At 48.3% G+C, this 21851-nt stretch carries 28 protein-coding genes and 1 pseudogene; 13 read left to right on the plus strand and 16 right to left on the minus strand.

The window, feature by feature from the left end:
* The first annotated feature begins 867 nt into the window (after nt 1-867).
* A complete protein-coding gene (locus tag BRW63_RS25285; protein WP_073075111.1) occupies nt 868-1239 on the plus strand; it encodes a hypothetical protein in 372 nt (123 codons plus the stop codon).
* A gap of 107 nt (nt 1240-1346) precedes the next feature.
* Here the strand turns inward: BRW63_RS25285 and BRW63_RS25290 are convergent, their stop codons facing one another.
* The 3 genes from BRW63_RS25290 to BRW63_RS25300 are packed head-to-tail and all read right to left on the minus strand — an operon-like array spanning nt 1347 to nt 3928.
* On the minus strand, nt 1347-2435 hold the full coding sequence (locus BRW63_RS25290; protein WP_073075112.1) for a glycosyl transferase: 1089 nt from the start codon (nt 2433-2435) through the stop codon (nt 1347-1349).
* 39 nt (nt 2436-2474) lie between these two features.
* Nucleotides 2475-3662 (minus strand): transposase, encoded by a 1188-nt coding sequence (locus tag BRW63_RS25295; RefSeq protein ID WP_223257516.1) that lies wholly within the window; start codon nt 3660-3662, stop codon nt 2475-2477.
* Between the two features lie 35 nt (nt 3663-3697).
* Nucleotides 3698-3928: a hypothetical protein gene (locus BRW63_RS25300; protein WP_073075113.1), complete on the minus strand. Its 231-nt coding sequence runs from the start codon at nt 3926-3928 to the stop codon at nt 3698-3700.
* A gap of 144 nt (nt 3929-4072) precedes the next feature.
* Here BRW63_RS25300 and BRW63_RS25305 point away from each other — a divergent pair, with 144 nt between their 5' ends.
* Complete coding sequence (locus tag BRW63_RS25305) at nt 4073-4468, plus strand: hypothetical protein (protein ID WP_073075114.1); 396 nt, start codon at nt 4073-4075, stop codon at nt 4466-4468.
* Nucleotides 4469-4622: 154 nt separating this feature from the next.
* Here BRW63_RS25305 and BRW63_RS25310 read toward each other — a convergent pair whose 3' ends face one another.
* The 3 genes from BRW63_RS25310 to ureE all read right to left on the minus strand — a co-directional run bounded on the left by BRW63_RS25310 (nt 4623) and on the right by ureE (nt 6118).
* Nucleotides 4623-4904, minus strand: coding sequence for a hypothetical protein (locus tag BRW63_RS25310; protein ID WP_106254220.1), 282 nt, complete (start codon nt 4902-4904; stop codon nt 4623-4625).
* A gap of 112 nt (nt 4905-5016) precedes the next feature.
* Nucleotides 5017-5697, minus strand: a complete 681-nt coding sequence (locus BRW63_RS25315; protein ID WP_073075116.1) for an urease accessory protein UreF — start codon at nt 5695-5697, stop codon at nt 5017-5019.
* Nucleotides 5681-6118 carry an urease accessory protein UreE gene (ureE, locus tag BRW63_RS25320; RefSeq protein WP_223257517.1) on the minus strand — a complete coding sequence of 146 codons (438 nt, stop codon included), beginning with the start codon at nt 6116-6118 and terminating at the stop codon, nt 5681-5683. The genes BRW63_RS25315 and ureE overlap by 17 nt, the downstream gene beginning before the upstream one ends.
* 128 nt (nt 6119-6246) lie before the next feature.
* On the opposite strand from ureE, the gene BRW63_RS25325 reads away from it, so the two are divergent.
* Nucleotides 6247-6903: a TVP38/TMEM64 family protein gene (locus BRW63_RS25325; protein ID WP_083583250.1), complete on the plus strand. Its 657-nt coding sequence runs from the start codon at nt 6247-6249 to the stop codon at nt 6901-6903.
* Here BRW63_RS25325 and BRW63_RS25330 read toward each other — a convergent pair.
* Together BRW63_RS25330 and fusA are read right to left on the minus strand one after the other, a co-directional pair.
* Entirely contained in the window at nt 6900-7718 is an 819-nt protein-coding gene (locus BRW63_RS25330) for a DUF362 domain-containing protein (protein WP_223257518.1), read from the minus strand. The two genes, BRW63_RS25325 and BRW63_RS25330, sit on opposite strands and share 4 nt — an antisense overlap.
* A 142-nt stretch (nt 7719-7860) precedes the next feature.
* Complete coding sequence (gene fusA / locus BRW63_RS25335; protein WP_181314503.1) at nt 7861-9945, minus strand: elongation factor G; 2085 nt, start codon at nt 9943-9945, stop codon at nt 7861-7863.
* A gap of 251 nt (nt 9946-10196) precedes the next feature.
* Here fusA and BRW63_RS25340 point away from each other — a divergent pair, with 251 nt between their 5' ends.
* The gene (locus tag BRW63_RS25340; RefSeq protein WP_073075120.1) at nt 10197-10589 is read left to right on the plus strand and encodes a hypothetical protein; all 393 of its coding nucleotides are present in this window, start codon (nt 10197-10199) and stop codon (nt 10587-10589) included.
* 18 nt (nt 10590-10607) lie between these two features.
* On the opposite strand, the gene BRW63_RS25345 is transcribed toward BRW63_RS25340, so the two are convergent.
* The gene (locus tag BRW63_RS25345; RefSeq protein WP_073075121.1) at nt 10608-10832 is read right to left on the minus strand and encodes a DUF6887 family protein; all 225 of its coding nucleotides are present in this window, start codon (nt 10830-10832) and stop codon (nt 10608-10610) included.
* Nucleotides 10833-11010: 178 nt separating this feature from the next.
* The gene (locus tag BRW63_RS25350) at nt 11011-11958 is read right to left on the minus strand and encodes an SdrD B-like domain-containing protein (RefSeq protein WP_073075122.1); all 948 of its coding nucleotides are present in this window, start codon (nt 11956-11958) and stop codon (nt 11011-11013) included.
* A gap of 497 nt (nt 11959-12455) precedes the next feature.
* On the opposite strand from BRW63_RS25350, the gene BRW63_RS25355 reads away from it, so the two are divergent.
* The gene (locus BRW63_RS25355) at nt 12456-12827 is read left to right on the plus strand and encodes a hypothetical protein (protein WP_073075123.1); all 372 of its coding nucleotides are present in this window, start codon (nt 12456-12458) and stop codon (nt 12825-12827) included.
* Between the two features lie 161 nt (nt 12828-12988).
* Here the strand turns inward: BRW63_RS25355 and BRW63_RS25360 are convergent, their stop codons facing one another.
* Both BRW63_RS25360 and BRW63_RS30100 read right to left on the minus strand, forming a co-directional pair.
* A complete protein-coding gene (locus BRW63_RS25360; protein WP_073075124.1) occupies nt 12989-13285 on the minus strand; it encodes a BrnA antitoxin family protein in 297 nt (98 codons plus the stop codon).
* Nucleotides 13233-13526, minus strand: coding sequence for a BrnT family toxin (locus BRW63_RS30100; protein WP_073075125.1), 294 nt, complete (start codon nt 13524-13526; stop codon nt 13233-13235). Before BRW63_RS30100 ends, BRW63_RS25360 begins: the two co-directional genes overlap by 53 nt.
* Nucleotides 13527-13666: 140 nt before the next feature.
* On the opposite strand from BRW63_RS30100, the gene BRW63_RS25370 reads away from it, so the two are divergent.
* Nucleotides 13667-15589 (plus strand): ABC-F family ATP-binding cassette domain-containing protein, encoded by a 1923-nt coding sequence (locus tag BRW63_RS25370; RefSeq protein ID WP_073075126.1) that lies wholly within the window; start codon nt 13667-13669, stop codon nt 15587-15589.
* 41 nt (nt 15590-15630) lie between these two features.
* Here the strand turns inward: BRW63_RS25370 and BRW63_RS27380 are convergent, their stop codons facing one another.
* From BRW63_RS27380 to BRW63_RS29255, 3 genes are all read right to left on the minus strand, one after another.
* The gene (locus BRW63_RS27380) at nt 15631-15909 is read right to left on the minus strand and encodes an HNH endonuclease (protein ID WP_083583252.1); all 279 of its coding nucleotides are present in this window, start codon (nt 15907-15909) and stop codon (nt 15631-15633) included.
* Between the two features lie 21 nt (nt 15910-15930).
* On the minus strand, nt 15931-16209 hold the full coding sequence (locus tag BRW63_RS25380; protein ID WP_073075127.1) for a hypothetical protein: 279 nt from the start codon (nt 16207-16209) through the stop codon (nt 15931-15933).
* Nucleotides 16210-16310: 101 nt separating this feature from the next.
* Nucleotides 16311-16433: a S1 family peptidase gene (locus BRW63_RS29255; protein WP_143162120.1), complete on the minus strand. Its 123-nt coding sequence runs from the start codon at nt 16431-16433 to the stop codon at nt 16311-16313.
* A gap of 124 nt (nt 16434-16557) precedes the next feature.
* Between BRW63_RS29255 and tnpA the strand changes: the two genes are divergently transcribed.
* From tnpA to BRW63_RS25410, 7 genes are all read left to right on the plus strand, one after another.
* Nucleotides 16558-16959, plus strand: a complete 402-nt coding sequence (gene tnpA / locus BRW63_RS25385) for an IS200/IS605 family transposase (RefSeq protein ID WP_073075128.1) — start codon at nt 16558-16560, stop codon at nt 16957-16959.
* A 236-nt stretch (nt 16960-17195) separates the two neighbouring features.
* A complete protein-coding gene (locus tag BRW63_RS29260; RefSeq protein WP_219898735.1) occupies nt 17196-17369 on the plus strand; it encodes a hypothetical protein in 174 nt (57 codons plus the stop codon).
* Between the two features lie 69 nt (nt 17370-17438).
* Complete coding sequence (locus BRW63_RS29265) at nt 17439-17675, plus strand: hypothetical protein (RefSeq protein ID WP_219898734.1); 237 nt, start codon at nt 17439-17441, stop codon at nt 17673-17675.
* 280 nt (nt 17676-17955) lie between these two features.
* Nucleotides 17956-19119, plus strand: a complete 1164-nt coding sequence (hpxO, locus tag BRW63_RS25395; protein WP_073075129.1) for an FAD-dependent urate hydroxylase HpxO — start codon at nt 17956-17958, stop codon at nt 19117-19119.
* Nucleotides 19120-19211: 92 nt separating this feature from the next.
* The gene (gene uraH, locus BRW63_RS25400; RefSeq protein ID WP_073075130.1) at nt 19212-19568 is read left to right on the plus strand and encodes a hydroxyisourate hydrolase; all 357 of its coding nucleotides are present in this window, start codon (nt 19212-19214) and stop codon (nt 19566-19568) included.
* Nucleotides 19569-20075 (plus strand): 2-oxo-4-hydroxy-4-carboxy-5-ureidoimidazoline decarboxylase, encoded by a 507-nt coding sequence (gene uraD, locus BRW63_RS25405; RefSeq protein WP_073075131.1) that lies wholly within the window; start codon nt 19569-19571, stop codon nt 20073-20075. It abuts the gene before it with no gap.
* 73 nt (nt 20076-20148) lie between these two features.
* On the plus strand, nt 20149-21255 hold the full coding sequence (locus BRW63_RS25410; RefSeq protein WP_073075132.1) for an ABC transporter substrate-binding protein: 1107 nt from the start codon (nt 20149-20151) through the stop codon (nt 21253-21255).
* 329 nt (nt 21256-21584) lie between these two features.
* Here BRW63_RS25410 and BRW63_RS25415 read toward each other — a convergent pair.
* Nucleotides 21585-21851, minus strand: a pseudogene (locus BRW63_RS25415) (IS66 family transposase); the annotation flags it as partial.

Genomic DNA, 21851 nt, shown 5'->3' on the forward strand with positions numbered 1-21851 from the left:
CAGCCGCGCAAGTGTTTACTAACTTGTTTGCCAAGCAACAAAAACAGTTCTCGCATCCGTAGTCCGCGAGTCGCGGGTCTTATTTTTCTCTCATGACATCACAACACTCAAGTTATTTAATTTATAGAAGATTACGAGGCTGGTTGGTGACTAACGGGAAAAACTACCGCAAATTCACGGACTTCACTAAACTTTTGCCCACTTGGCGATCGCGCCCCACCATCAACCTTCTAGTTGCATCGACATAGATGACTTCACGGATAACCTCGCGGTCTAATTGAAGCGAATTCAGCCGTGCTTGAGTGTGTCAAAATCTTGCGAGTGACTTATTTGTTGCATCGGCTGCAATGAGTAGTTAAATTGCAGTTAGAGTAATTGTAGCAGATAGTACAAGTGTAGTTTTTACTGCAATTTAACTATTGATTATGCGGAAACTTTCCGTATATCTCCCTGATTTGGGCAGACACCCCGAAACTTTCCGTATATCTCCCCTCACTTTTCATCAGAGATCCTAGAGAAACGATCGCTTCGCAGTTCCCCGAAAGGTTAATCGCCCCGCACTTCCTCAAAGAACCGATCGCTCCTCCTAAAAAATTAAGCATTCCAAAAAACAAAAAACTCCTGTAGAATACATCGCAGTGATGAAGTTGTGCCCCGAAGCCTGATTTCGCAGATCAGACTCCGAGGACTTCCATCCCTAGTTACTTGCGTTAACTCAGGAGGCGTTCATGATTGTACACCGTCGGCTTTGCTATGGGATCTTGAAAGGCTGGAATCAAGATCCTGCAACCGTTTTTAATCCCGGTGGAATGTCTGAGAAATCAGCATTCTTGTCCTCTCTAAACTAACGGATGAGGACAAAATAATATGGGAGTTAGGACTGTGATTCCTAGCTCGATTTCGTTCACCGTTGAGTTACGCTGCTCAACTGAAAGACGTTATCGAGTCAGTGTTACTTTGGATTTACAAGGGCGTTATATCTTCCTTTCGTCTGGCATTCTCGTGAATGTTAGCGATCGCATTGAAGAGTTTGTTTCACAGTTGAGTGAGATTGCATCCAATCAACTGGCATTTCCGAAATGGGATGGCACAAGTGATTTGACGACTGAATATCAAATCGTCCGAGTGTTGCCCGGCTATCAACTTGAACGATCGCTAGCGAAGTTCAACATCGTCTTGGGGAATGGTTCACTGATTCAAGTGGAGGAGTTGCACAACAAAACCATCATTCAACTGTAGAACGTTTGTAGGTTGTGTTGAGCGATCGCGAAATGCGTCAATTTTAAATAACGATGCGTTTCGTGTGGCTCAACCCACCCTACGCAATCTTCGGGTTTATTCAATTGTTAATGGTTTGGTATCAAATAATCGATCGCGGCTTGAGCGATTGTTTGATTACCATCTTTAGGGAGTGACGAAGACTGACGAGGTGCATGCAGCGGTTGCCGTAAAAATTCCCAATCTCCCTGAAAGAACTCCGCAGGCGCAAGAATTTGGTGATAGGCGTAGTTTTGGATGCCTTCGAGCAAAACGGGAGCCTCGGCAAAGCCTTCGCGGGTCAGTGAAACGATCGGTAAATCGAGCCGACACGCTTCAGAAAAAGTGCTGTATCCGGGCTTTGAGATCAGGCGACCGCACAGCGGCATAAAGTCTACGGGACGGTAGAAGCGATCGTCAATTCGCAACAGATTAGGCAACTCAGGCGCACTCAAATCAAAGCAAATAAATGTCCAGTCGGGAAACTGCTGCACGTTTTCGTAGGGGATACGATCGAGTCCCAATCCGCCAAAGGTCATCAGCGCAATTTTTTCTTTGGGCGTTTCAGTCAGGTTAAATTTTGCCTTCAGTTCCGCCAAATCAAAGCGAGGATTTACCCCCGTTAACCCGGTATCTACGATCGTCGGAAATGCCCCCATCGGCTCGTGAAAAGGTAAACGAAACAAGCGATCGCATTGACTAAAACACTCGCCAATCCAGTCTGCCATTTCAATAAATTCGCCGCCCCAGGCTCGATAGATGAAATCCCAGCCAAAGTTGCCCATCATCCAACCCGGAATGCCTGCGGCTTTGGCGATCGGAGCCGCTAACGGTGGAATGTCTGCTAGAACTAATCCGACACGATTTTGTTTGATGAAGTTGACCTCAGAGGCAATCAGCGATCGTTGATTTGCTTTAATTTCTTTCAATTTCTCCAGCGTCGCGGCTTTGTCCATCGTCAGGCTATCAGACTGCACAACGCCGACATCAAACCCGCGAGGACGGTGAATAAAATCACCGGGAATGTAAGCTTCTAGCAGCGATCGGGGTGCAGTCGTTGCCAAAATCAGCAGAATTTCGGGACAGAGTTCTTGAATTTTAGCGGCAACGGAAGCGGCACGGGTTGCATGACCGAACCCATGATTAGTGATCGCGATATAAAGAATAGGTTGAGGCATAGCAAAGGGTAAAGGGTTAACTCAGATCTTGCACTATTCTCAATAGTCCCAGCGGATGGGCTTGAGAATGATTTCAAAGCCATGCTGCATCGCAATGTCCCAGTGACTCCTAATCTGATGTAGGAGGTCTTTCCAAACAACCTGCGGCAAGAGAATGACTTGGGCAAGTTCCCTTGCGGCTTTCCAATCTAGGCGCTGAGGTTTTGCCCAACAATGTGTCCAGTGTGCTAGTACAAAGGCGACCAGAGACAACACGAGCCAGCGGTAGAGTCCCAGCAAGGTGGATTGACCAAAGCGATGCAAACTAAAGCGATGTTTGATGGTTTTGAAAAAGCCCTCAATCGCCCAGCGTTGTCGTCCGAGTCGCACCAAGTAGACTCCAGAATACGGGTAAGTAGAGACGACAAAGCGCAGTTCTCGTTTGCGCTCTGAGCGCTTGAGCCAAAACCAGGAGACCGTTAGGGGCGTTGACATCCCCACCAAGCGGACTTGTTGCCCGCGTCTTCCGGTGCGGTAAAGTTGCTTGAGGGACTTGCCATTCTCCATCTGACGGTTGCCGGGCATTCCGACAACCGCTCGCCACTGTCGCTTTTGCACAGCCTGGAGAAACTTGATCGTGCCAAACTCAGTATCTGCCAGCACGATGACGGGGAAGCGGTGGGTCAGGGTTTTGGGGACGCGGGCGAGCAGCTTGCAGGCTAATTGAACGGGACTAAGGTGCCCTTTGCCGTGCCAGATGCAGAAGCTCCAGGGCACTCGCCACTGTCCGATGACCAGATACAGCATGACTAGATGCATGACTAGATGCAACCCCCGTTTGCCATTGAGTACCCGCACCCAGGGGTCAGTCTGCACCGTTGCACTGTCGTCTCCAACCTCCGATGGTAAACTCGTTGCCAGGTGAGCAAACTTGCCACACTTGGGCAGCGTCGTCAGGTCAAGGATCACTTTTAACGTGGTCATGCCGGGAGGCAGGTGCCGCAAAACTTGGTTGAGCATCGCGCGGCGCGTGGCGCGAATCACTCCTACCGTTGACCAGTCGTAGCGATTGAGAAAGCGACTCAAGGCACTCGCGGATTTGCTGGTGCAGTGGGCAGGGATGGCTTGTCCTTGGGCTTGTAGAAACAGTCCGAGCAGCGCTTCGAGACTGCTGCGCTGATGAGGACTAGGCATCAATCCGAGCAAGGTATAGACTAGCGATTGGGCGTACTCAAAGATGGTTTCCATAACCGTCAAACCAAATTACTTCTACGCCCTTTCTTTCAGATTTTCAGCCGTTTGGCAACCCCTTCTTGAGAATGGTGCAAGATCTGAGTTACCCTTTTTAGACAACCATCCAAATCATCAGACAGCATTGCTGCCGTAAATCCATACTGGGGAAGAATATATCGACGGAGAGTAGTCTTTAGGTTGTCCGCGAGTCGGCTATTTGCTTTGCAATCGTCCGACTGTAAGAAGAGTTGGTAGATCTCTAAGACAGTCTCAGGCTTCATGAATCATTTGCAATACAAAAATACTTTTCTAGTATACACGAACTAGCGCTTGTAGGTTGTGCAAATTCAAGTCCAAGCGTAGAGAAGTCCTCATCTTCCACGTCAGTTGTAACGGCTAAAGAATTTAAGGCTAAGGAGATTCCTGTGTTGGGGACGGTTAGCCAACAAACCAATGACGAAGTGGCGATTGCACAAATCGTGTTAGCTGCTGGTCGAGGAGGTAAAGTAACCGGAATCCCCAAAACTTCCTCCGCAGGTGTTACACCTAACCCGATCGCAGTTTTACAAGGTTTCATCCCTGAAGGTGCCGATGTTTGCAACTTACCTTACTCAGCGTTGGTTCAAGCGATGTATGAAACTTGCTTCAGCGAAGGGATGAGCCACATTGATATTGCCAACCTTATCGGCTACAAAGGCGACGAGACTGAGAAAACCGGGAATTCAGTCACTTACGCTTGGAAGACCACCAAAGCAGGCATGATGAGTGCAACATTTGTAAGTGACAAACTAACCGCAAAAGCGCAGCAAGGGCTGAAATAGGACATCCCACCGGGCGGAGCCGCCTCGTTTGAGACGACATTCTATCAATCGGGTAGCCACTTAGTGGTAGAGAATATCGCTCCTTGACCCGTAGAGCAAAGTTTTGATGGTCATGATTAGCCACCCTTGGCGAAAGCTGGGGGCTTTCTTTTATCTAGCTGCCGCCGTTGCCGTCATAGCGGGTCTGTAAATGACTGAGAATATCGCGTACGGTCGAGCGAAACTCAGCCCGATCGACTTCTAATTGTCTGTCCTGTCGATCAAGTCTCTCAGTTGTCTCGTCATGCAGTGCTAGCAATACGTCTATTTGTCGCTGGGTGATGTCTTGCCGTCGATCGAGTTCCTCAAAGCGCTGCTGATAGGTTTCGTCTCGGCTGGCTAGATTTGCCAGAATTGCCTCAATGCGATCGAGCCTATCGGGTGGGTTAGTCATCATAAATTGGCTTATCAATGTGTGATCAAATTCTAAACCCCGCTAGATTATCTCTGGCAAGGCTTTTGTTTGTAATCGACTGGCTCAATGCTGTCTTCGTGGAGAATGAGATGCTCTAACTGCGAAACAGTCGGCTGTATAACGTTTCGTGTGCCATGCTTGCCAGTGATAAACCCCAACCGCAGCTACTCAGATCGTCGTCTTGCAGCGTCAACACTTCTTGAGTGGCTCGATCGAACGCCTCACCCAACTCCAACAACAGCCGCTGCCCTGCCGTTTGCCCTAACGGAATCAGCTTAATTCCTGCACTAATCAGATTCGTCGCCCAACTGTGGAAATATCCCAAAGTGGCAGATTGTTCGTCGATTTGCCAACGAGCGGCGATCGTGCCAAAGGCGATCGCAAAGTTACACTCTTCCTGCAACAGCAGTGGGGTGAATTCATCCGCTTGTAAGTCTTGAAATAATCGCAGCAGCGATCGTCCCATTTGCCAGCTTTGTGATCGTAACTCCTCGGTTTCTCGCGTTGCTGATAACCAGTGATTCCAGTCAGTCAAAGCAGAAAAATCTTCAACAATCGTCGATCGATAAGCGCGAATCATCACAGCCGCTTCAACACGCACGGCTCCATAGCGTAGTTCTTGCCTGAGCCAGTGTTCTAGACTAGACGCGCTCGTGATCTTGGCGGCATCGACCAGAGATTCAACGCCCTCAGAATAGCTATAAGCCCCGATCGGCAGCGTCGGGCTGGCAAGCTGTAATAACTTCAGCAATGCAGAATTAGTGAGCATGTCCATAAGCACCGATTTCAGGCTGAAATGGGGCAACTTCTTCAGTCACAGTCAGCCCGCGATGGTGGAGCAAATCTTGCAGCACCGGATCAGGTGAAAGGCGCAAATAAGTCTCCGTGATTTCGAGCGAAACGTGACGGTTTCCGAGATGATAGGCGACTTGCAGCAACTCGATCGCACTCTCAGCCGTAACGGTAAGCACAGGTTCGGGTTTAGCGCGCACTTGGGCAAGTTCACCTGATTCGGCTCGTAGCCGATCGCCCTCTCGCAGCGTTGTACCTCTAGGAAGATGCAAATAGATCGCCTGCCCGTCATCAGTTTGAAAGGGGTGGCGCGATCGCGATCGTTCTTCTGCCGTCAGCGATAGTGTGTATTGAACTGGGTTACGATCGCCCGTCAAAAGACGTTGAGTAAACGTTAGAGTCACTGCTTTCATCAAAAGGTTAATCCAGTCTGAGTCAAATTCTACAGTTCAAAATAACTTTTTTGAAAGGTCAATCAATTTTGTAAGATTGCTCTAAGTCCCCAAAGAAAGATAGGCACTTTTTAATTGTAATGATTCTAATCAATTTTTCTATTGTCGCTGCAATTCATCTTTCTAATATCCAAGAATCATTGCAAAGTTTACTGAAATGGATTCAAGATTTTGGTTCAGCGAGTGCAGCCATATTCATCGGCACTTATCTCTTACTAACCGTGCTTTTGATTCCAGGAAGTGTTTTAACTTTAGGTGCAGGCGTTGTCTTTGGTGCTATTTGGGGTTCTCTCTACGCGTTCATTGGTGCGACACTTGGTGCAACGGCTGCATTTCTGATTGGACGTTATTTTGCTCGTGACTGGATTTCTAAAAAGATTGAAGGCAATGCTAAATTTAAAGCGATCGATGAAACCGTTGCCAAAGAAGGATTGAAAATTGTTTTTCTAACTCGTCTATCGCCAGCGTTTCCGTTTGTTCTATTAAACTATGCGTTTAGCGTTACAGATGTTTCGCTTCGAGATTACGTGTTGGGTTGTACAGGCATGATTCCTGGAACAATTCTGTATGTTTATATCGGTTCTCTTGCGGGTAGTTTAGCCACTATTGACGCATCAGCCCCATCCGCTCAATCGGCTCAATTGGCGCTGCGATCGGTCGGGCTGATTGCCACCGTTGCAGTTACCCTTTACCTGACTCGCATTGCCCGAAAAGCTTTAGCCAGTGAAGATGACTAGGAGCGAGATCGTATCTGATCAATTGCATCTAAATAACTAGGAATCGCCTCTCCTGCGTCTTGACAAGCCGCCCGATCGACCGAGATCATGTCATCTCCAAAAAAAACTTTATCCAGGGCGATGGTCTTTCCTTTATCGGGTTTCCAGTCAGGGCTGATTAATCGGCGATCGGCATCCACTACGGCTCCATCAAACAGATGCCCAATGCAAAAATAGACATCCTGCAACACGAGAGGCACTGAGGGGCGGTGTAGTTGTCCGCGAGAGTTGGCACTGCGGGCTTTATATTGCGATCGTGGAAACAGTCCATACAAATTCTTGAGCGAGGCAGAAATTAGCGGTTTATCTTTCAAGATGGTTCGCTTAAACGTTCCCACTGTAATCCGACAGTCCACTTTTTGCAGCAGCGCAGGTGCCCACATTTTGTCAAAGCGCACCGGGACTGGAGAACGATTGGGATATTCTACGATCGGCAGTGTGTCAGCATCTAGAAGCTGCATTCCTTCATCTAGCAGTGCATAAAGTCCATTTCGTGCCGCGATGTCAGCCAAACTAACCGGAGAGCAAACCCCCTCCACGATTAAAATCTCAGCCTTAGAACTGGCTTGACGCAACGCTTTCAGAACCTGACCCAAGACTTCCATGCTCACCGTCACTGGCGGCGCAACCGGATAGCCCAAATTGGGTTTAACAAGAATGCGACGGGCACCGTAAGCAGATGCGGGAGGTTGATAAACGAACGATCGTGCCGAAGTCGTGTGAACCATTCCAGTCGTTTGAATTGACATCATTAAAACCAATGTGCGTAGGGGCATGGCACTGCCGTGCCCATTGCTGTTGCAAGTCACCAACATTATTTAATTAGCGTTTCTAAAGAAATAAGCTTCCCGATCGGCAATTCACCAATCAGAAAGCTTAAAACATCTGCTCTATAAAAGGGCAGTTAGATTCAAATTACTACGCAGCAGCCTGACGCTCTTTCGCTGCCTTGATCACCTCTTCCGCAATGTTACTGGGGCAAGGTGAATAGTGCGAAAACGACATTGAGAACTGTCCACGCCCAGAGGTCATGGTTCGCAGGTCGCCAATGTAGCCAAACATCTCGCTCAACGGCACATCTGCTTTGAGGCGCGCCCCGGTCTGCCCCGTCTCCTGAGCTTTCATCATTCCCCGGCGACGATTAAGATCGCCAATGACATCCCCCATATAGTCGTCTGGGGTAAACACATCGACATTCATAATCGGTTCGAGCAATTGAGGGCCCGCTTGCGGAATAGACTGCCGATAAGCAGCTTTAGCCGCGATCTCAAACGCCATCGCCGACGAGTCAACCGGGTGAAATCCCCCCTCTAGCAGCGTGAACTTCAGATCCATGCAGGGGAACCCAGCCAACACGCCTTTGTCGATACAGCTTTCAAAGCCTTTTTCGACGGCGGGCCAATATTCTCTGGGTACAGAGCCACCCGTCACCTTTGACTCAAACTGGAAGCCGCTGCCGGGTTCGCCCGGTTCAACCACATAGCTGATCTTGGCATATTGACCCGAACCACCCGACTGCTTCTTGTGAATGTAGTCGTCTTCGAGGCGCTTGGTAATCGACTCGCGGTAGGCAACTTGGGGTTCGCCCACTTCTACTTCGACTCCGTGAGTGCGCTTCAAAATGTCTACTTTGATGTCGAGGTGGAGTTCGCCCATGCCCTTGAGAATGGTTTCGCCGCTCTCTAGATCGGTCATCATGTGGAACGATGGATCTTCTTGCACCATTTTGGTCAAGGCAGCCCCCATCTTCTCTTCGCCGCCTTTGGTTTTGGGCTTAACCGAAATTGAGATCACGGGGTCTGGGAAAACCATCGGCTCCAGCGTCGCCGGATTTTTGGGATCGCAAATCGTATGCCCAGTGCGGACATTCTTCATACCCACGATCGCAATAATGTCACCCGCTTGAGCCGAGTCAATCTCTTCGCGAGAATTGGCGTGCATTTCCACCAGGCGACTGATCCGCTCGGTTTTGCCCGTTGCCGTGTTAAGCACGGTGTCACCCTTCGAGATCTTGCCAGAATAGAGGCGCGTGAAAGTCAGCGCACCAAAGCGATCGTCCATAATCTTAAACGCAAGCGCCCGGAGCGGCTTCTCTGGATCAACGAGAGCAAAGTTGCCCGTCGCGTGTCCTTCGAGATCGACTTCTGGCTGCGGGGTCACTTCCATGGGGTTGGGCAGATAGTCAACCACAGCGTCTAGCACCAACTGTACGCCCTTGTTTTTAAACGACGAACCGCAGTAGGTCGGGAAAAAGGCTAGGTCGCGGGTGCCTTTACGAATGCACCGCTTAAGCGAGTCGATATCTAGCTCTTCGCCCTCTAGATACTGTTCCATGAGGGCATCGTCTTGCTCGACCGCTAGCTCAATGAGCTGCTCACGATAGCTTTCGACTTCAGCGACCATATCAGCAGGCACCTCGGTGATCTGATAGCTCATCGGATCGCCAGAGTCATCCCAGATCCAGGCTTTGCGGGTCAGCAGATCGACTACGCCGCGAAACTTTTCTTCAACGCCGATCGGCAGCACCATCACCATCGGTTTTGCGCCCAGCACTTTATCAACTTGCTTGACGACCCGATAAAAATCGGCACCCGTGCGATCGAGCTTATTGATATAGACGAGGCGAGCAACTTTAGAATCGTTGGCATAGCGCCAGTTGGTTTCAGATTGTGGCTCGACCCCACCCGAACCGCAGAACACCCCAATGCCACCGTCAAGCACCTTGAGAGAACGGTAGACCTCAATGGTGAAATCGACGTGACCGGGAGTGTCAATAATATTGAGTTGGTGGTCATTCCAAAAGCAGGTCGTTGCCGCAGACTGAATCGTGATGCCGCGCTCTTGCTCTTGCGCCATGAAGTCTGTGGTTGCCGCGCCTTCGTGCACCTCACCGATTTTGTGGATCTTACCAGTCAGCTTCAGAATTCTTTCGGTAGTGGTTGTTTTGCCAGCATCGACGTGAGCGAAGATGCCGATATTTCGATAGCGAGTGAGGTCTTTCATGATTGCTCTTTAGATTAAACGCGATAAACCGGGAGTAAGCTCCTGCAAAAGTCATTCAGAAGCACTCGATGTTGCTTTTATAACAAGTACAGGCTGAATTTCAATGATGTCAACCATTAAGGACTTCTCTTTCCTGGCTCTAGCTCTATTACTTATTGTAAAGTGTGAAGGGTAAACTGTGGAGGATAAAGAGTCTACGGAGATCGAGAGGGTGGTCTAGAATTTAAGCGTGAGTCGTTACCGTTCTTTCTATGACTGATTTGCCAGCATCTCCTACAGAATTTCTCACGCCTGACGAATGTGCTGAGGTTGATAAAGCTCTGCTGACTTCACGCGATCGCTTCTCAGTCAGAGTTGCGATCTATGCGCTGCGATCGCTCAAGCAGGTCGCGCAACAATCCAACCAAGCGATTGCTGATTTAGATCCCCAACAAATCGCCGATTGGGTCGCTAACGATCCCGGTTTGCAGCAGGGGATGGATAGCAATTTTAAACCATTCTTTACGCAACTGACGATTTCGGCGATCAAGCCATTAGAGCGATCGGCAGCAGATGCCAGAGTCGCGATCGAAGATTTGACCGTGCCGCAAGTTGTGGCGTGGTTTGAAAAAGAAGCTAAACTGCGGCTTGAAAATGGGGTTTGAGAAAGGAGCGATCGCTCATCAACGCAGAGATATTCCACGTCTGCCGCCACTGCTACCCAGTTTTCTCTTGAGTATTTCTTCCATTTTCCTCAAATCCTCGTCAGTTTGAGGAAATGGATAGGTTGGGCTGTTTGGATTTCCCGTTTTAATTAGAGCTTCGATCGCTGCATCATCCTCTCTATGAGCTAAAACATAGGCTCTCAGCTCTTGCCGAGTCATTTTGCTAAAGTTGGGCTTCGTCATTGTTAAATCTCCACTGACTAAAACTCCGCGACTATTATCGTAAAACTTCCGTCGCTTGTTGCTCGGACAGGAACGACCAAGATAAGCAGCGGCAGAGGATTTTTGCAACCTCACCAATATCTCTTGCCCGTCCGCTTCATCGACTTGTTATGCTACGATCTCATATTAAAGATGCAAGTTATAGTGATTTTCTGATGTAGAGGCTGTAAATGTAGCCTCTTTTTCTGTCAGACAAAATAATAGGATGCCAACCCTCGCTTCTTGCTATTGCTAATCGCTGTTGATCTGAAAGATAAGTAAAGATTTGGATATCTGTTTGCACAGTAGTACCATATGGAAGTTGCTCAATCACTTCAGCTTCTAAACTTGGGCTTACCCGTACATTGACCAGTTCTCCGACAATCATCACTCTGTTTTGAGACTGTCTTTGATTGGTTCTACGATTTTCAGCCGCAACGATTTCCTGAATTAATGTAGGGTCGCAGTCTTCAATAGTTGAACGTAACTCTTTAACTCTTTTGTACAAAAGTATAACTTGTGATTGAAATTCAGTTTTAGAGTTTTCTTCCTTAGTTAATGACTCAACTAAATCTGAAAGACTAGGAATACCTAACAGACGTTTAAGATTTTCCTTCAAACACTGTCTCAATTTAGCTTCCACTTCTGGTGGTAATTCATCCACATAACGGTTATCTGTACTTCTTGGACGGGGATCCGGAGAAGACTGTACTCGATCTGGCTGTAATCTTTTAGTTGGGGAGAATGAGGAAAAAAAGTCCTCGACTAGTGATAAATTCCCAAGCAGAGACATACTTATCGCTGCTAGAGCAATTAATCCAATCGGCGGTTTAGAAGATTCTGCTCCTTGAGAGGGAGTTCCGGTAGCAATAACATCTTTTAGCCCGATCGTTACTTCGAGAGTATTTTTATCACCCGTCAAACTGTGAGAAGAAGGGTTAGGTGAAAGAAACTTGAAGCCATCAGGAGCAGTAAACGTGACAGTGTATTTGCCTGCTGGCAAATTATAAAACTTGTGGCTACCAGGAGCATTTATGATAGCACTGGTGATTTCTTTGCCTGCCTCATTTTTTAGAGTGACTTTGACTGGAATTGCGCCACTTGGCATGGTGCTAACCTGTCTGGTTCAAGAAACAGCTTCTAAGAACTTGCTGCTGAGTCCTAGTAAATACCTCTTCAATATAGCAGCCTGAAACTGGGGAATTAGGCAGAACGTCATGCAGTCACATAATATCTCTGGTTCAAGAAATTAATGGCGGGGCTTTAAGAAATCTTCATCATGACTGGAGTCATCCTCACCGGACAAGCGGGATAAATCGCGACTCCCTCAAAACTCAGCATTTCAAAAAGCAAAAAACTCCTGTAGAATACATCGCAGTGATGAAGTTGTGCCCCGAAATCTGATTTGCGAGATCAGACTCCGAGGACTTCCATCCCTAGTTAATGTGAGTAACTTAGGAGGCGTTCATGATTGTACACCGTCGGCTTTGCTATGGGATCTTGAAAGGCTGGAATCAAGATCCTGCAACCATTTTTCACCCCTGTGGAATGTCTGAGAAATCAGTGTTCTTGTCCTCTCTAAACTAACTGAGAGGACAAAATAATATGGGAGTTAGGACTGTGATTCCTAGCTCGATTTCGTTCACCGTTGAGTTGCGTTGCTCAACCGAAAGACGTTATCGGGTTAGTGTGACTTTGGATTTGCAGGAGCGTTATCTCTTTATGTCGTCTGGCATTATCTTGGATGTAAGCGATCGCATTGAAGAGTTTGTTTCACAACTGAGTGAGATCGCGTCAAATCAACTGGCGTTGCTCAAATGGGATGGCACGAGTGACTTGACGACTGAATATCAGATTGTTCGAGTTTTACCTGGCTATCAGGTTGAACGATCGCTCGCGAAGTTCAACATTGTTCTGGGGAATGGTTCACTAATTCAAGTGGAGGAGTTGCACAACAAAATCACCATTCAACTCTAGAAAATTGGGCATTAGGGAGCCATCGATTATTGAATTCTTCATAGTCATGCGGCTCCCTCACCGCGCAAAAGGACTTTCTGCCTAACGTTCCCAATCACCCACCGCAGACAACCTTGAACATCCCACCGATCGCCTCTTGACGATCGAGTGCATTGGGGTTGTTATGCGGCTGGCGCTTGCTCTGAGTTTGACTCTACTTTGTGAGCTTCTGCATAAATTCGTAGTGCCGCAGCCATTTTCTTTTCATAATCCTCGCCCTGAGCCTGAAACCAGGCTAGCGTGCTGGGATCTACTTGAACCAGAACATTCAATGGCGCTACGGGTTTCCACCACCGCGACTTGCTGAAAAACTCCTCAGTTAATGGAGGAATATCAGAGGTATCAATTTCTTCCTCTGTGAGTGAGTCAACCTTCTCCCAATTCGTCTTTGAGGTATTGTTCATAGCATTTTCGTTCATAAGGCAGAGCTTTGCGAAGTGAAATAATACGGATTGTTTGCTCGTTCGGTTCTGTAAAAACTACAACCACAAAACGCCCGTCAAGTATCCCGATTCCAACCCATCGATCCTCCCCATAGTCTTGCCGCTCATCTAGAGAAACACGGAGTGGTAGTCTGAAAACTCTAGGTGCGTCTGCAAAATCAAGTTCATGCTTTGCAACGTTTGCTTGGTTCTTTTGCTGATCCCACTCGAATTTCATGCCTTGATTTTATCGGATTTTTATAGACTAGGCTGGACGTTTATTGCTGCACTCAATTTTTGATGCGATCGCCCCACTTTTTCACGTTACGATCTATGAAGTGCTAACCTGCCCACATAACTGCTTTCACCTAAAATCGCATGAGTCTGCTTACCCTTCGATCGATTAAAAAAGACTTCGGCATTAAAGAACTGCTGAAAGATGCCAGCTTCACCGTTGAAGAAGGCGATAAGGTGGGGCTGATTGGCACCAACGGCTCTGGCAAATCAACCCTGCTCAAAATGATCGCTGGATTGGAGTCGATCGACGCGGGTCAACGCCTCGTCAATCCGAGTATGCGACTCGTTTATTTGCCGCAGCAGCCCGAAATTGACGAAGACCACACGGTGCTTGAGCAAGTGTTTGCCGATAGCGGCGAACAGATGGCACTGGTGCGTGAATATGAAGAGCTTTCTGACAAGTTAGCTCACGGGCAAGGCGACCGAAACCAAATCATGGCGCGGTTCTCTGAAGTGTCTGAAAAAATGGACTCGACCGGAGCCTGGGAACTCGAAACCAACGCCAAAATTATTCTCACCGAGCTAGGCATTGACGACCTGACCGCCCGAATTGGCGATCTCTCAGGCGGCTATCGCAAGCGAATTGCCCTGGCGACGGCGCTGCTGTCTCAACCCGATATGCTGCTGATGGACGAGCCGACTAACCATTTGGATGCGCTGTCGGTGGAATGGCTGCAAAGTTATCTCAATCGCTATCGGGGTGCGTTGCTTTTGATCACCCACGATCGCTACTTTCTCGATCGCGTCACCAATCGCATTTTAGAAATCGATCGCGGCGATCTCTATGCTTACTCTGGTAACTATTCCTACTATCTAGAGAAAAAAGCGCTGGCTGAAGAATCGGCTGCCAGCACTCAACGCAAACATCAGGGCGTATTGCGTCGCGAATTAGAGTGGCTGAGTCGAGGGCCTAAAGCGCGAAGCACAAAACAAAAAGCGCGGATCGATAGAGTTCACGAAATGCGCGATCGCGAATTTAAACAGGCAAACGGCAAGGTTGATATCGCTACGGCAGGTCGTCGAATTGGTAAGAAAGTGATTGAGATGACTAATGTCTCAAAATCGTTCGGCGATCAGACTCTGATCAAAGATTTCACTTACGAATTTAGCCCTGACGATCGAGTGGGAATCATTGGCGCAAACGGTGCCGGAAAATCGACGTTAATGAATTTGGTAACAGCAAGGTTAACACCCGACTCTGGCACCGTAGACATCGGCAGCACCATTCACATCGGCTATTTTGATCAACACTCAGATGATTTGCTCAACTCGCTCAATCAAGACCAGCGAGTGATCGACTATCTCAAAGAAACGGCAGAATTGGTGACGCTAGCAGACGGGACGGTGATCACCGCCTCTCAGATGCTAGAGAAATTCTTATTCCCCGGCAGTCAGCAATATTCGCCCATTCACAAACTGTCTGGAGGCGAAAAGCGGCGATTATTCTTACTACAAGTCTTGTTAAGTGCACCCAACGTTTTGATTTTAGACGAGCCGACCAACGATCTCGATGTGCAAACGCTGGCAATCTTAGAAGAATATCTAGAAGACTTTAACGGCTGTGTGATTGTGGTGTCACACGATCGCTACTTTCTCGATCGCACCGTCGATACCATTTTCTCGCTCGAACCGGGTGGCAACATTCGCAAATATCCTGGCAACTACTCGGTTTATCTAGATTACAAAAAAGCAGAAGAAGACGCGGGAAAAATAGACGCAGCGAGTCAGAAATCTGCCAAACAAATCGATCAGCCTGCGGTAGCAACGGCACCCACTAAAGCTCGAAAGCTTTCTTATAAAGAGAAGCGCGAGTTTGAAACGTTGGAAGCTCAAATTCCGCAAATGGAAGCTGAAAAAGCCGACATTGAGAAAACCCTGCATCGCAATCCGCCCGATGGCTTCTCGGCGGTAGAAAAACTTTCGGCGCGTATGGCAGAGCTAGAACACACGATCGAGACAGCGACCGATCGCTGGCTAGAACTGGCGGAACTGGCAGCCGAATAAAGCTCACCTAAACGCTGTTAGGGACTTGCAAGTGATTAAACTCAGCAGGCAGGTCGCCCTACCTGCTGGTCTTCAGAACCGGACGTGCAAGATTTCCCTGCATCCGGCTCCTCAATGACGTGTTGCTTGTCATGCAAGCCTTTCCTGCTGTCCTGGGCAGTTTTAACGTCGTGACAATGCCGATGGAGTAACTGAAGGTTTTTGTAGTCATCCGTACCACCTTGGGAGCGGGGGATGATAGGGTCGGCTTCGAGCAGATCTCCATCCTTGAAGAACAATCCGCAGTGTGTGCATCTTCCTTTTTGCTTCTTTAGGAGCATTGCATCTCACCGCCTCATTGACTACACCACCGCAAGAAAGACGTGAGTAACTGGAACCGTCCACTCATTAAAGTCAAACGACTTCATGGGATAAGGTTGATAGATTCCGCCATACAAGCCCTGTCTAGCCGTTAAACAAACTTGAGTGCCGTTGCACCATTTCACCCAATACACTCGTCCCATGAACCGCACAACACGACCTGAATAATAGATTTCTTGGGCGGTCGGTTTCGCGCCAACCGCTAAAGGAGGAGCGCTGAGAGATGTCCGACTTACTGATTTTGGATAAGTAGCAACCATTGGATAAGTCCTCAAAAATATGAATCCAGCATCACGAGATTGTGATGCTGGACGGAGATTAATTAGTTGAGACTCTTGTCAGCCTCCTTCTGAACCTCCTCCTATTTCTCGATTTGCTCGTCTGCCTCTTCGGGAGTGGCTTCTCGCTTTCCGCCGTCTTCCTCAACCACAAACTTGTTGGTTTCGGGGTCAATATAAACCTGAGAATCTCTGGGATCTGGCATGATGTATTTGCTCCTAGTTCGGTATGTGCGGACTTTGGAGAAGTCGTCTTGATAGAGTGGTGAACTCACTCGTCAAGGCGCACCTCTTGATTATAATCATACTATACACACTGATAGAGTGCAAATGGATTATAAGCCACGCTCAAGAGGAGTTTCACGTCTCTACGCTCATTTGATTTTAAGCACCAAATACCGCTACAAGGTCATTACTCCCACCATGCTGGAAAGGCTTAAAGAGATTGTGGCTGACTTGTGCCAAAAGTGGCAGTGCGAATTATTGGAATGCAACGGTGAACCCAATCATCTACATATCGTGTTCCGATACTTTCCACAGATGCAGTTGAGCAAATTCGTCAACAATCTTAAAAGTGTTTCCAGTCGCAGAATTAGGCAGGAGTTTGAGGCGCAGGTAGATGCTGTCTACTGGAAGGATGTGTTTTGGAGTGAATCTTACTCTATTGATTCTTGCGGTAACACCCCTCTAGAAATCCTTAGAAAGTATGTGCAGAACCAAAGCGGCCGCTAGTCTCAGCCCCGTCGAGGCGCTCAGTGCTGAAGGAGGGTTTCCCTCCGTAGGCAACTGAGTAAGACGGGCATCGTCTAGCGCGGGGAGTCCCTGTATCCCGACGCTGATACTACGCATACAGCGCGGGGCTGATCGCTCCCCGAACCCCTCACGGGCTAAGTACAGATACCGTCTTGCAAGTCAAGAGGTTTGAATGGGATAGTTGAATCATCTCTGATGCTCTTCTTCATCCAAAATTGAGCACAAAGAACTCAGGAAGCGGCACGATCGTGCGTCCTGACTCTGATCAAATTCTCCTTTTGTCTCAGCGTCCTTATAGGGTGTTGGGAACACTCCGCGAACAAATTTTGTACTCGAATACTACGATCGAGGTCGAAAAAGCACAGCTAGATCAAGTGTTGGAATGGTGAATTTAGTAGATCTTGCCAAACGATTTGGAGGCTTTGACACCCAACAAGATTGGGCAGACATTCTAATCGTTGGGTGAACAACAGCGCCTCACCTTTGCTCGACTGTTTCTCAACAAACCGAACTACGCAATTTTAGACGAAGCCACCAGTGCCCTAGACATCCAAAATGGGGAGCGGCTCTATCAGCAGTTGCAGGCGAGCAACACCACTTTTTTGAGTGTGGGTCATCGATCGACGTTAGCCAACTATCATGCAGTGGTGTTAGAGTTTTCTCAAGACAAATCTTGGCAGTTGAAATCAGATTAACATCGCTGTTGCTAGACGAACCGTTTTCAGCCCTCGACACGTTTTTGCGAAGTCAGATAGAGCAGCCGCGATCGCTGCCGTGGTCTGTAAAGATCGAAACTTGTTTTATTGCAATTCATTTTGGATTGTTCTTTGTGAATTCCTGTTGTTTTTAGTTAAAACTCCAGTTAGTATCTAGCATCACAGTCTTGCGTCTTGGCTTTGGCAATAGTATCCGGTATACGAAGCTGAGTCTGAAGATTTTACAGTTTTGACTAGAAGCAGCAGGCAGGAGTCGCGAATGGATGACCTCAAGGTTGTGATCATTGGAGCAGGAATGGGCGGTCTGGCAACCGGAATCGCGCTGCGTCAAGTGGGCTATCACGTTGAAATCTACGATCGAGTCAGCGAGTTACGTCCCGCTGGTGCTGGCATTTCTCTCTGGTCAAATGGGGTTAAGGTGCTGAATCGAATGGGCCTGGGCAAAGCGATCGCCCAAATCGGCGGACAGATGGATCGCATGCAATATCACAGCCACACTGGGGAATTGCTCACCGATGTCAGTCTAGATCCGCTCGTGCAAAAAGTTGGGCAGCGCCCTTACCCAGTGGCTCGAACTGATCTGCAAACGATGCTGCTGCATGAGTTTGGGGCTGAAAACGTGCAGCTTAACTGCAAGTGTGTTGAGATTGAGCAAACTGAAACGGGTGTGACTGCCCGATTTGAAAACGGACGCACGGCAACAGGCGATCTGTTGATTGGGGCAGACGGAACGCACTCGATCGTGCGTGATCGAGTTTTAGGGCACCCGACCGATCGCCACTATGTCGGCTACGTCAACTGGAACGGACTTGTGCCTATCAGCCCAGATTTGGCTCCGGCCAATAGCTGGGCGATCTATGTGGGCGAACACAAACGCGCCTCGTTGATGCCCGTAGGTGATGGGCGGTTTTATTTCTTTTTTGATGTGCCGCTTCCCAAGGGGTCTGTAAGCACTCCAGACCACTATCGAGAGGAGTTGATGAGCTTTTTTAAGGGCTGGGCTGCCCCGGTGCAAACGCTGATTGAGCGACTCGACCCGTTAAGAACTAATCGGGTTGAGATTCACGACATTGAGCCACTAGAGCGGTTTGTCAAAGGTCGTGTGGCGCTGCTGGGCGATGCGGCTCACAGCACGGCTCCTGATCTGGGGCAGGGAGGCTGTCAGGCGATCGAGGATGCCGAGGTGTTAACGCGCTATTTGCATTCAACCACGCTGGGCGTTGAAGATGCGCTCAAGCGCTATGAGTCAGAACGTCTGGGTCGAACCGCAGATATTGTGCTGAGGGCGCGGAAGCGATCGCACATGACGCACGGTAAAGACCCAGAAAAAACGCAGCAGTGGTATGAACAACTCAAACACGAGGATGGGAGTGATATCATCAATGCGATTTCTAATACAATCTTAGCGGGGCCACTACACTAATAATGGGAGATTAAATAATATCTATTACTTGCAACACTAATGGGCCCGGCAGTGCCATGCCCTTGCAATTGACGATCTTAAGAGAAGTTACAATGGGAAAACTCACGACTCATGTTTTAGATACCGCAAATGGCTGTCCAGCGAATGATTTGACGATCGAGCTTTTTGCAATCGATTCTGCATCACAAAAAATACTGCTAAAAACGATCGTCACCAATGCTGACGGACGCACTGATTTGCCGTTGCTTGCAGATGCCGAATTAAAGGTCGGCGTTTATGAACTCGTGTTTTCAGTCGGAGCTTATTTCGCACGATTTGAGAGCGATCTTATGGAAGTGCCGTTTCTCGATCGGGTTCCCATTCAGTTCGGAGTTTCAGATTCGACGGCTCATTATCATGTACCCTTGCTGGCATCGCCTTGGGCTTACAGCACTTATCGAGGCAGTTGAATGGTTTACTCGATCGCGCAACTTAACCCGATGAGTCAAACAGAATTTGTTGAACGATTGGGTGCTGTCTTTGAGGAAACGCCCACGATCGCCCATCAAGTTTGGCACCAACGCCCGTTTGCTGACGTGAATGATCTGCACCAAAAAATGACTGCGATCGTCAACGATATGAGTCAGGCTGAACAACTGGCGCTGATTCGCGCTCACCCTGATTTGGGCGCTAAAGCAAAAATGGCAGAGGCTTCTGTGCAGGAGCAGTCAGGAATCGGCTTAGATCGGTTGACAGCTCAAGACTATGCTCGATTCCAATTTCTCAATCAGGCTTATAAAGATAAGTTTGGGTTTCCGTTTATCGTTGCGGTTAAAAATCACACCAAGTCCAGCATTTTAGATGCGTTTGATCAACGATTAAAAAATTCATTGTCAACAGAAATCACCCAAGCGTTGTCAGAAATTTTGACGATCGCTCATTTTCGGTTGAGCAGTTTGATCGAGTCACCCGTGTAGTAGTCTACGATAAAGAAAGTATTCTTCGCTACAAATAGCAATATTTGTGGCTTTTATACTGCATTTAATAGGCATGAAACAAGGACAGCGCGTGAGTTACCGTCAAGATTCCTCCGATCGTCAAGGCGTTAGTCGCCGCAAGTTTATTCAATATGGCTCACTCGCATTGGGAAGCGGGATTGTTGCTGCCTGCTCTCAGGGAGGCGAGTCTTCAACCAACAATTCTCCGGCAGCATTGCCCGTCTCTAGTGCTGGCAAGCTCGATAAAGTCACCATGAGTACCAATTGGTTTGCTGAAGCCGAACATGGGGGCTTTTATCAAGCAGTTGCCAAAGGCATTTATAAAGACCACGGGCTAGACGTGACGCTCAAAATGGGAGGGCCTCAAGTCAACGGCACTCAGCTTTTGATGGGCGGCGCGATCGACTTCTTTATGGGCTATGGAGCCGATGCGATCGTCTCGATCGAGTCGGGCATTCCTAAGATCACAGTCGCGGCCGTGTTTCAGAAAGACCCGCAGGTGTTGATTGCTCACCCCAATGTCGGGGTCAAAGACTTGGCTGATCTTAAGGGCAAGCCAATTCTCATGTCTGCTCAGGCATACACCACCTACTGGCCTTATCTAAAGTCAAAATTTGGCTTTACTGACGACCAGAAGCGCACCTACAACTTTAACCCTGGGCTCTTTTTAGCGGATCAGAATGTGGCTCAACAGGGTTATGTTTCGTCTGAACCCAACGTGATCAAGAAAGTCGGAAAAATCGACCCAGTGGTGTTCTTGCTGGCAGATTCTGGCTATGCGCCTTATGCGACCACGATCGAGGCTAAAAAAGAGCTTGTTGATAAAAATCCTGATCTGGTGCAGCGATTTGTCGATGCGTCGATTAAAGGCTGGTATAGCTACCTTAAAGATCCCGCTCCAGGCGATGCGTTGATTAAAAAAGACAACCCTGAAATGACAGACGATCAGCTTGCTTACGCCCGATCGACGTTTGACAAATATCAGATTGTGAATGGCGGAGACGCAGGGACAAAAGGCATCGGGGCAATGACCGACGAGCGCTGGGAGACCTTTTTTAACTCAATGGTAAGCGCAGGCGTGTTTAAACCAGGAACTGACTACAAGCAAGCCTATACGCTGAAGTTTGTCAACAAAGGGGCGCAAGCTTATCAAGCGTAGGATCGTGAATTAAGTAACCTGTAAAACTTGTGATCGTCTTCTGCCCTCCTCGCAAAGCGGGGCGAAGCCCTCCCCAACCCTTCCCCCAAGGGAGCTAGAATTCTTGTTTCCTCTCCCCAAGGAGAGGGCTAAGGTGAGGGCAAGAAGCGGCACTTTAATTAAATCCACGTTTCTTAGTGACAATACTTCGGACAAAATTTGAGCAGGTTTTGAGCCTTGAACCCTGGTTTAACCGTGGACAGAATCTTTTTATCAAAGTTAGGGGCGAAGCTAATTTTGATAAAGTAGCTTGATACAGAAACTGTACATCCAGAAACTGTACGTCCTACGTCCAATACATTGAATCCTTGCTTCTTGAGCGTGGAAATGTAGCCCCGAATGCGACCAAACATTTGCGCCCCTTCGACCGAGCGAAATCCACCGGATATCTTCTGCTTCAATTTCATCATCCGCAAGTCCCGCTCCGCTTGATTGTTATCAAAGGGAACGCGGAAATCATGCATGAATTGGTGCTGTTGTAGACGGTCGAGTAAGTTTTTGGCGGGCGATTGCTTCGGTCGTCCGCGCGATTTTGCACCATCAGGCGATGATAGGGG

Source organism: Phormidesmis priestleyi ULC007 (assembly GCF_001895925.1).
Taxonomy (GTDB): Bacteria; Cyanobacteriota; Cyanobacteriia; order Leptolyngbyales; family Leptolyngbyaceae; genus Phormidesmis_A; species Phormidesmis_A priestleyi_A.

Bases quoted from the DNA above. Each gene is read 5' to 3' on its own strand.
- hpxO (WP_073075129.1), top strand. From the start codon at position 17,956: ATGGATGACCTCAAGGTTGTGATCATTGGAGCAGGAATGGGCGGTCTG.
- BRW63_RS25370 (WP_073075126.1), top strand. From the start codon at position 13,667: ATGAGTCTGCTTACCCTTCGATCGATTAAAAAAGACTTCGGCATTAAA.
- BRW63_RS27380 (WP_083583252.1), bottom strand. From the start codon at position 15,909: ATGCTCCTAAAGAAGCAAAAAGGAAGATGCACACACTGCGGATTGTTC.
- tnpA (WP_073075128.1), top strand. From the start codon at position 16,558: ATGGATTATAAGCCACGCTCAAGAGGAGTTTCACGTCTCTACGCTCAT.
- BRW63_RS25325 (WP_083583250.1), top strand. From the start codon at position 6,247: ATGATTCTAATCAATTTTTCTATTGTCGCTGCAATTCATCTTTCTAAT.
- BRW63_RS25355 (WP_073075123.1), top strand. From the start codon at position 12,456: ATGGGAGTTAGGACTGTGATTCCTAGCTCGATTTCGTTCACCGTTGAG.
- BRW63_RS25380 (WP_073075127.1), bottom strand. From the start codon at position 16,209: ATGGTTGCTACTTATCCAAAATCAGTAAGTCGGACATCTCTCAGCGCT.
- BRW63_RS25345 (WP_073075121.1), bottom strand. From the start codon at position 10,832: ATGACGAAGCCCAACTTTAGCAAAATGACTCGGCAAGAGCTGAGAGCC.
- BRW63_RS25340 (WP_073075120.1), top strand. From the start codon at position 10,197: ATGACTGATTTGCCAGCATCTCCTACAGAATTTCTCACGCCTGACGAA.
- BRW63_RS25360 (WP_073075124.1), bottom strand. From the start codon at position 13,285: ATGAACGAAAATGCTATGAACAATACCTCAAAGACGAATTGGGAGAAG.
- BRW63_RS25300 (WP_073075113.1), bottom strand. From the start codon at position 3,928: ATGAAGCCTGAGACTGTCTTAGAGATCTACCAACTCTTCTTACAGTCG.
- BRW63_RS25315 (WP_073075116.1), bottom strand. From the start codon at position 5,697: ATGGACATGCTCACTAATTCTGCATTGCTGAAGTTATTACAGCTTGCC.
- uraD (WP_073075131.1), top strand. From the start codon at position 19,569: ATGGTTTACTCGATCGCGCAACTTAACCCGATGAGTCAAACAGAATTT.
- BRW63_RS25410 (WP_073075132.1), top strand. From the start codon at position 20,149: ATGAAACAAGGACAGCGCGTGAGTTACCGTCAAGATTCCTCCGATCGT.
- fusA (WP_181314503.1), bottom strand. From the start codon at position 9,945: ATGAAAGACCTCACTCGCTATCGAAATATCGGCATCTTCGCTCACGTC.
- BRW63_RS25295 (WP_223257516.1), bottom strand. From the start codon at position 3,662: ATGGAAACCATCTTTGAGTACGCCCAATCGCTAGTCTATACCTTGCTC.
- uraH (WP_073075130.1), top strand. From the start codon at position 19,212: ATGGGAAAACTCACGACTCATGTTTTAGATACCGCAAATGGCTGTCCA.
- BRW63_RS25330 (WP_223257518.1), bottom strand. From the start codon at position 7,718: ATGCCCCTACGCACATTGGTTTTAATGATGTCAATTCAAACGACTGGA.
- BRW63_RS25350 (WP_073075122.1), bottom strand. From the start codon at position 11,958: ATGCCAAGTGGCGCAATTCCAGTCAAAGTCACTCTAAAAAATGAGGCA.
- BRW63_RS25310 (WP_106254220.1), bottom strand. From the start codon at position 4,904: ATGATGACTAACCCACCCGATAGGCTCGATCGCATTGAGGCAATTCTG.
- BRW63_RS30100 (WP_073075125.1), bottom strand. From the start codon at position 13,526: ATGAAATTCGAGTGGGATCAGCAAAAGAACCAAGCAAACGTTGCAAAG.
- BRW63_RS29255 (WP_143162120.1), bottom strand. From the start codon at position 16,433: ATGCCAGATCCCAGAGATTCTCAGGTTTATATTGACCCCGAAACCAAC.
- BRW63_RS25285 (WP_073075111.1), top strand. From the start codon at position 868: ATGGGAGTTAGGACTGTGATTCCTAGCTCGATTTCGTTCACCGTTGAG.
- BRW63_RS25290 (WP_073075112.1), bottom strand. From the start codon at position 2,435: ATGCCTCAACCTATTCTTTATATCGCGATCACTAATCATGGGTTCGGT.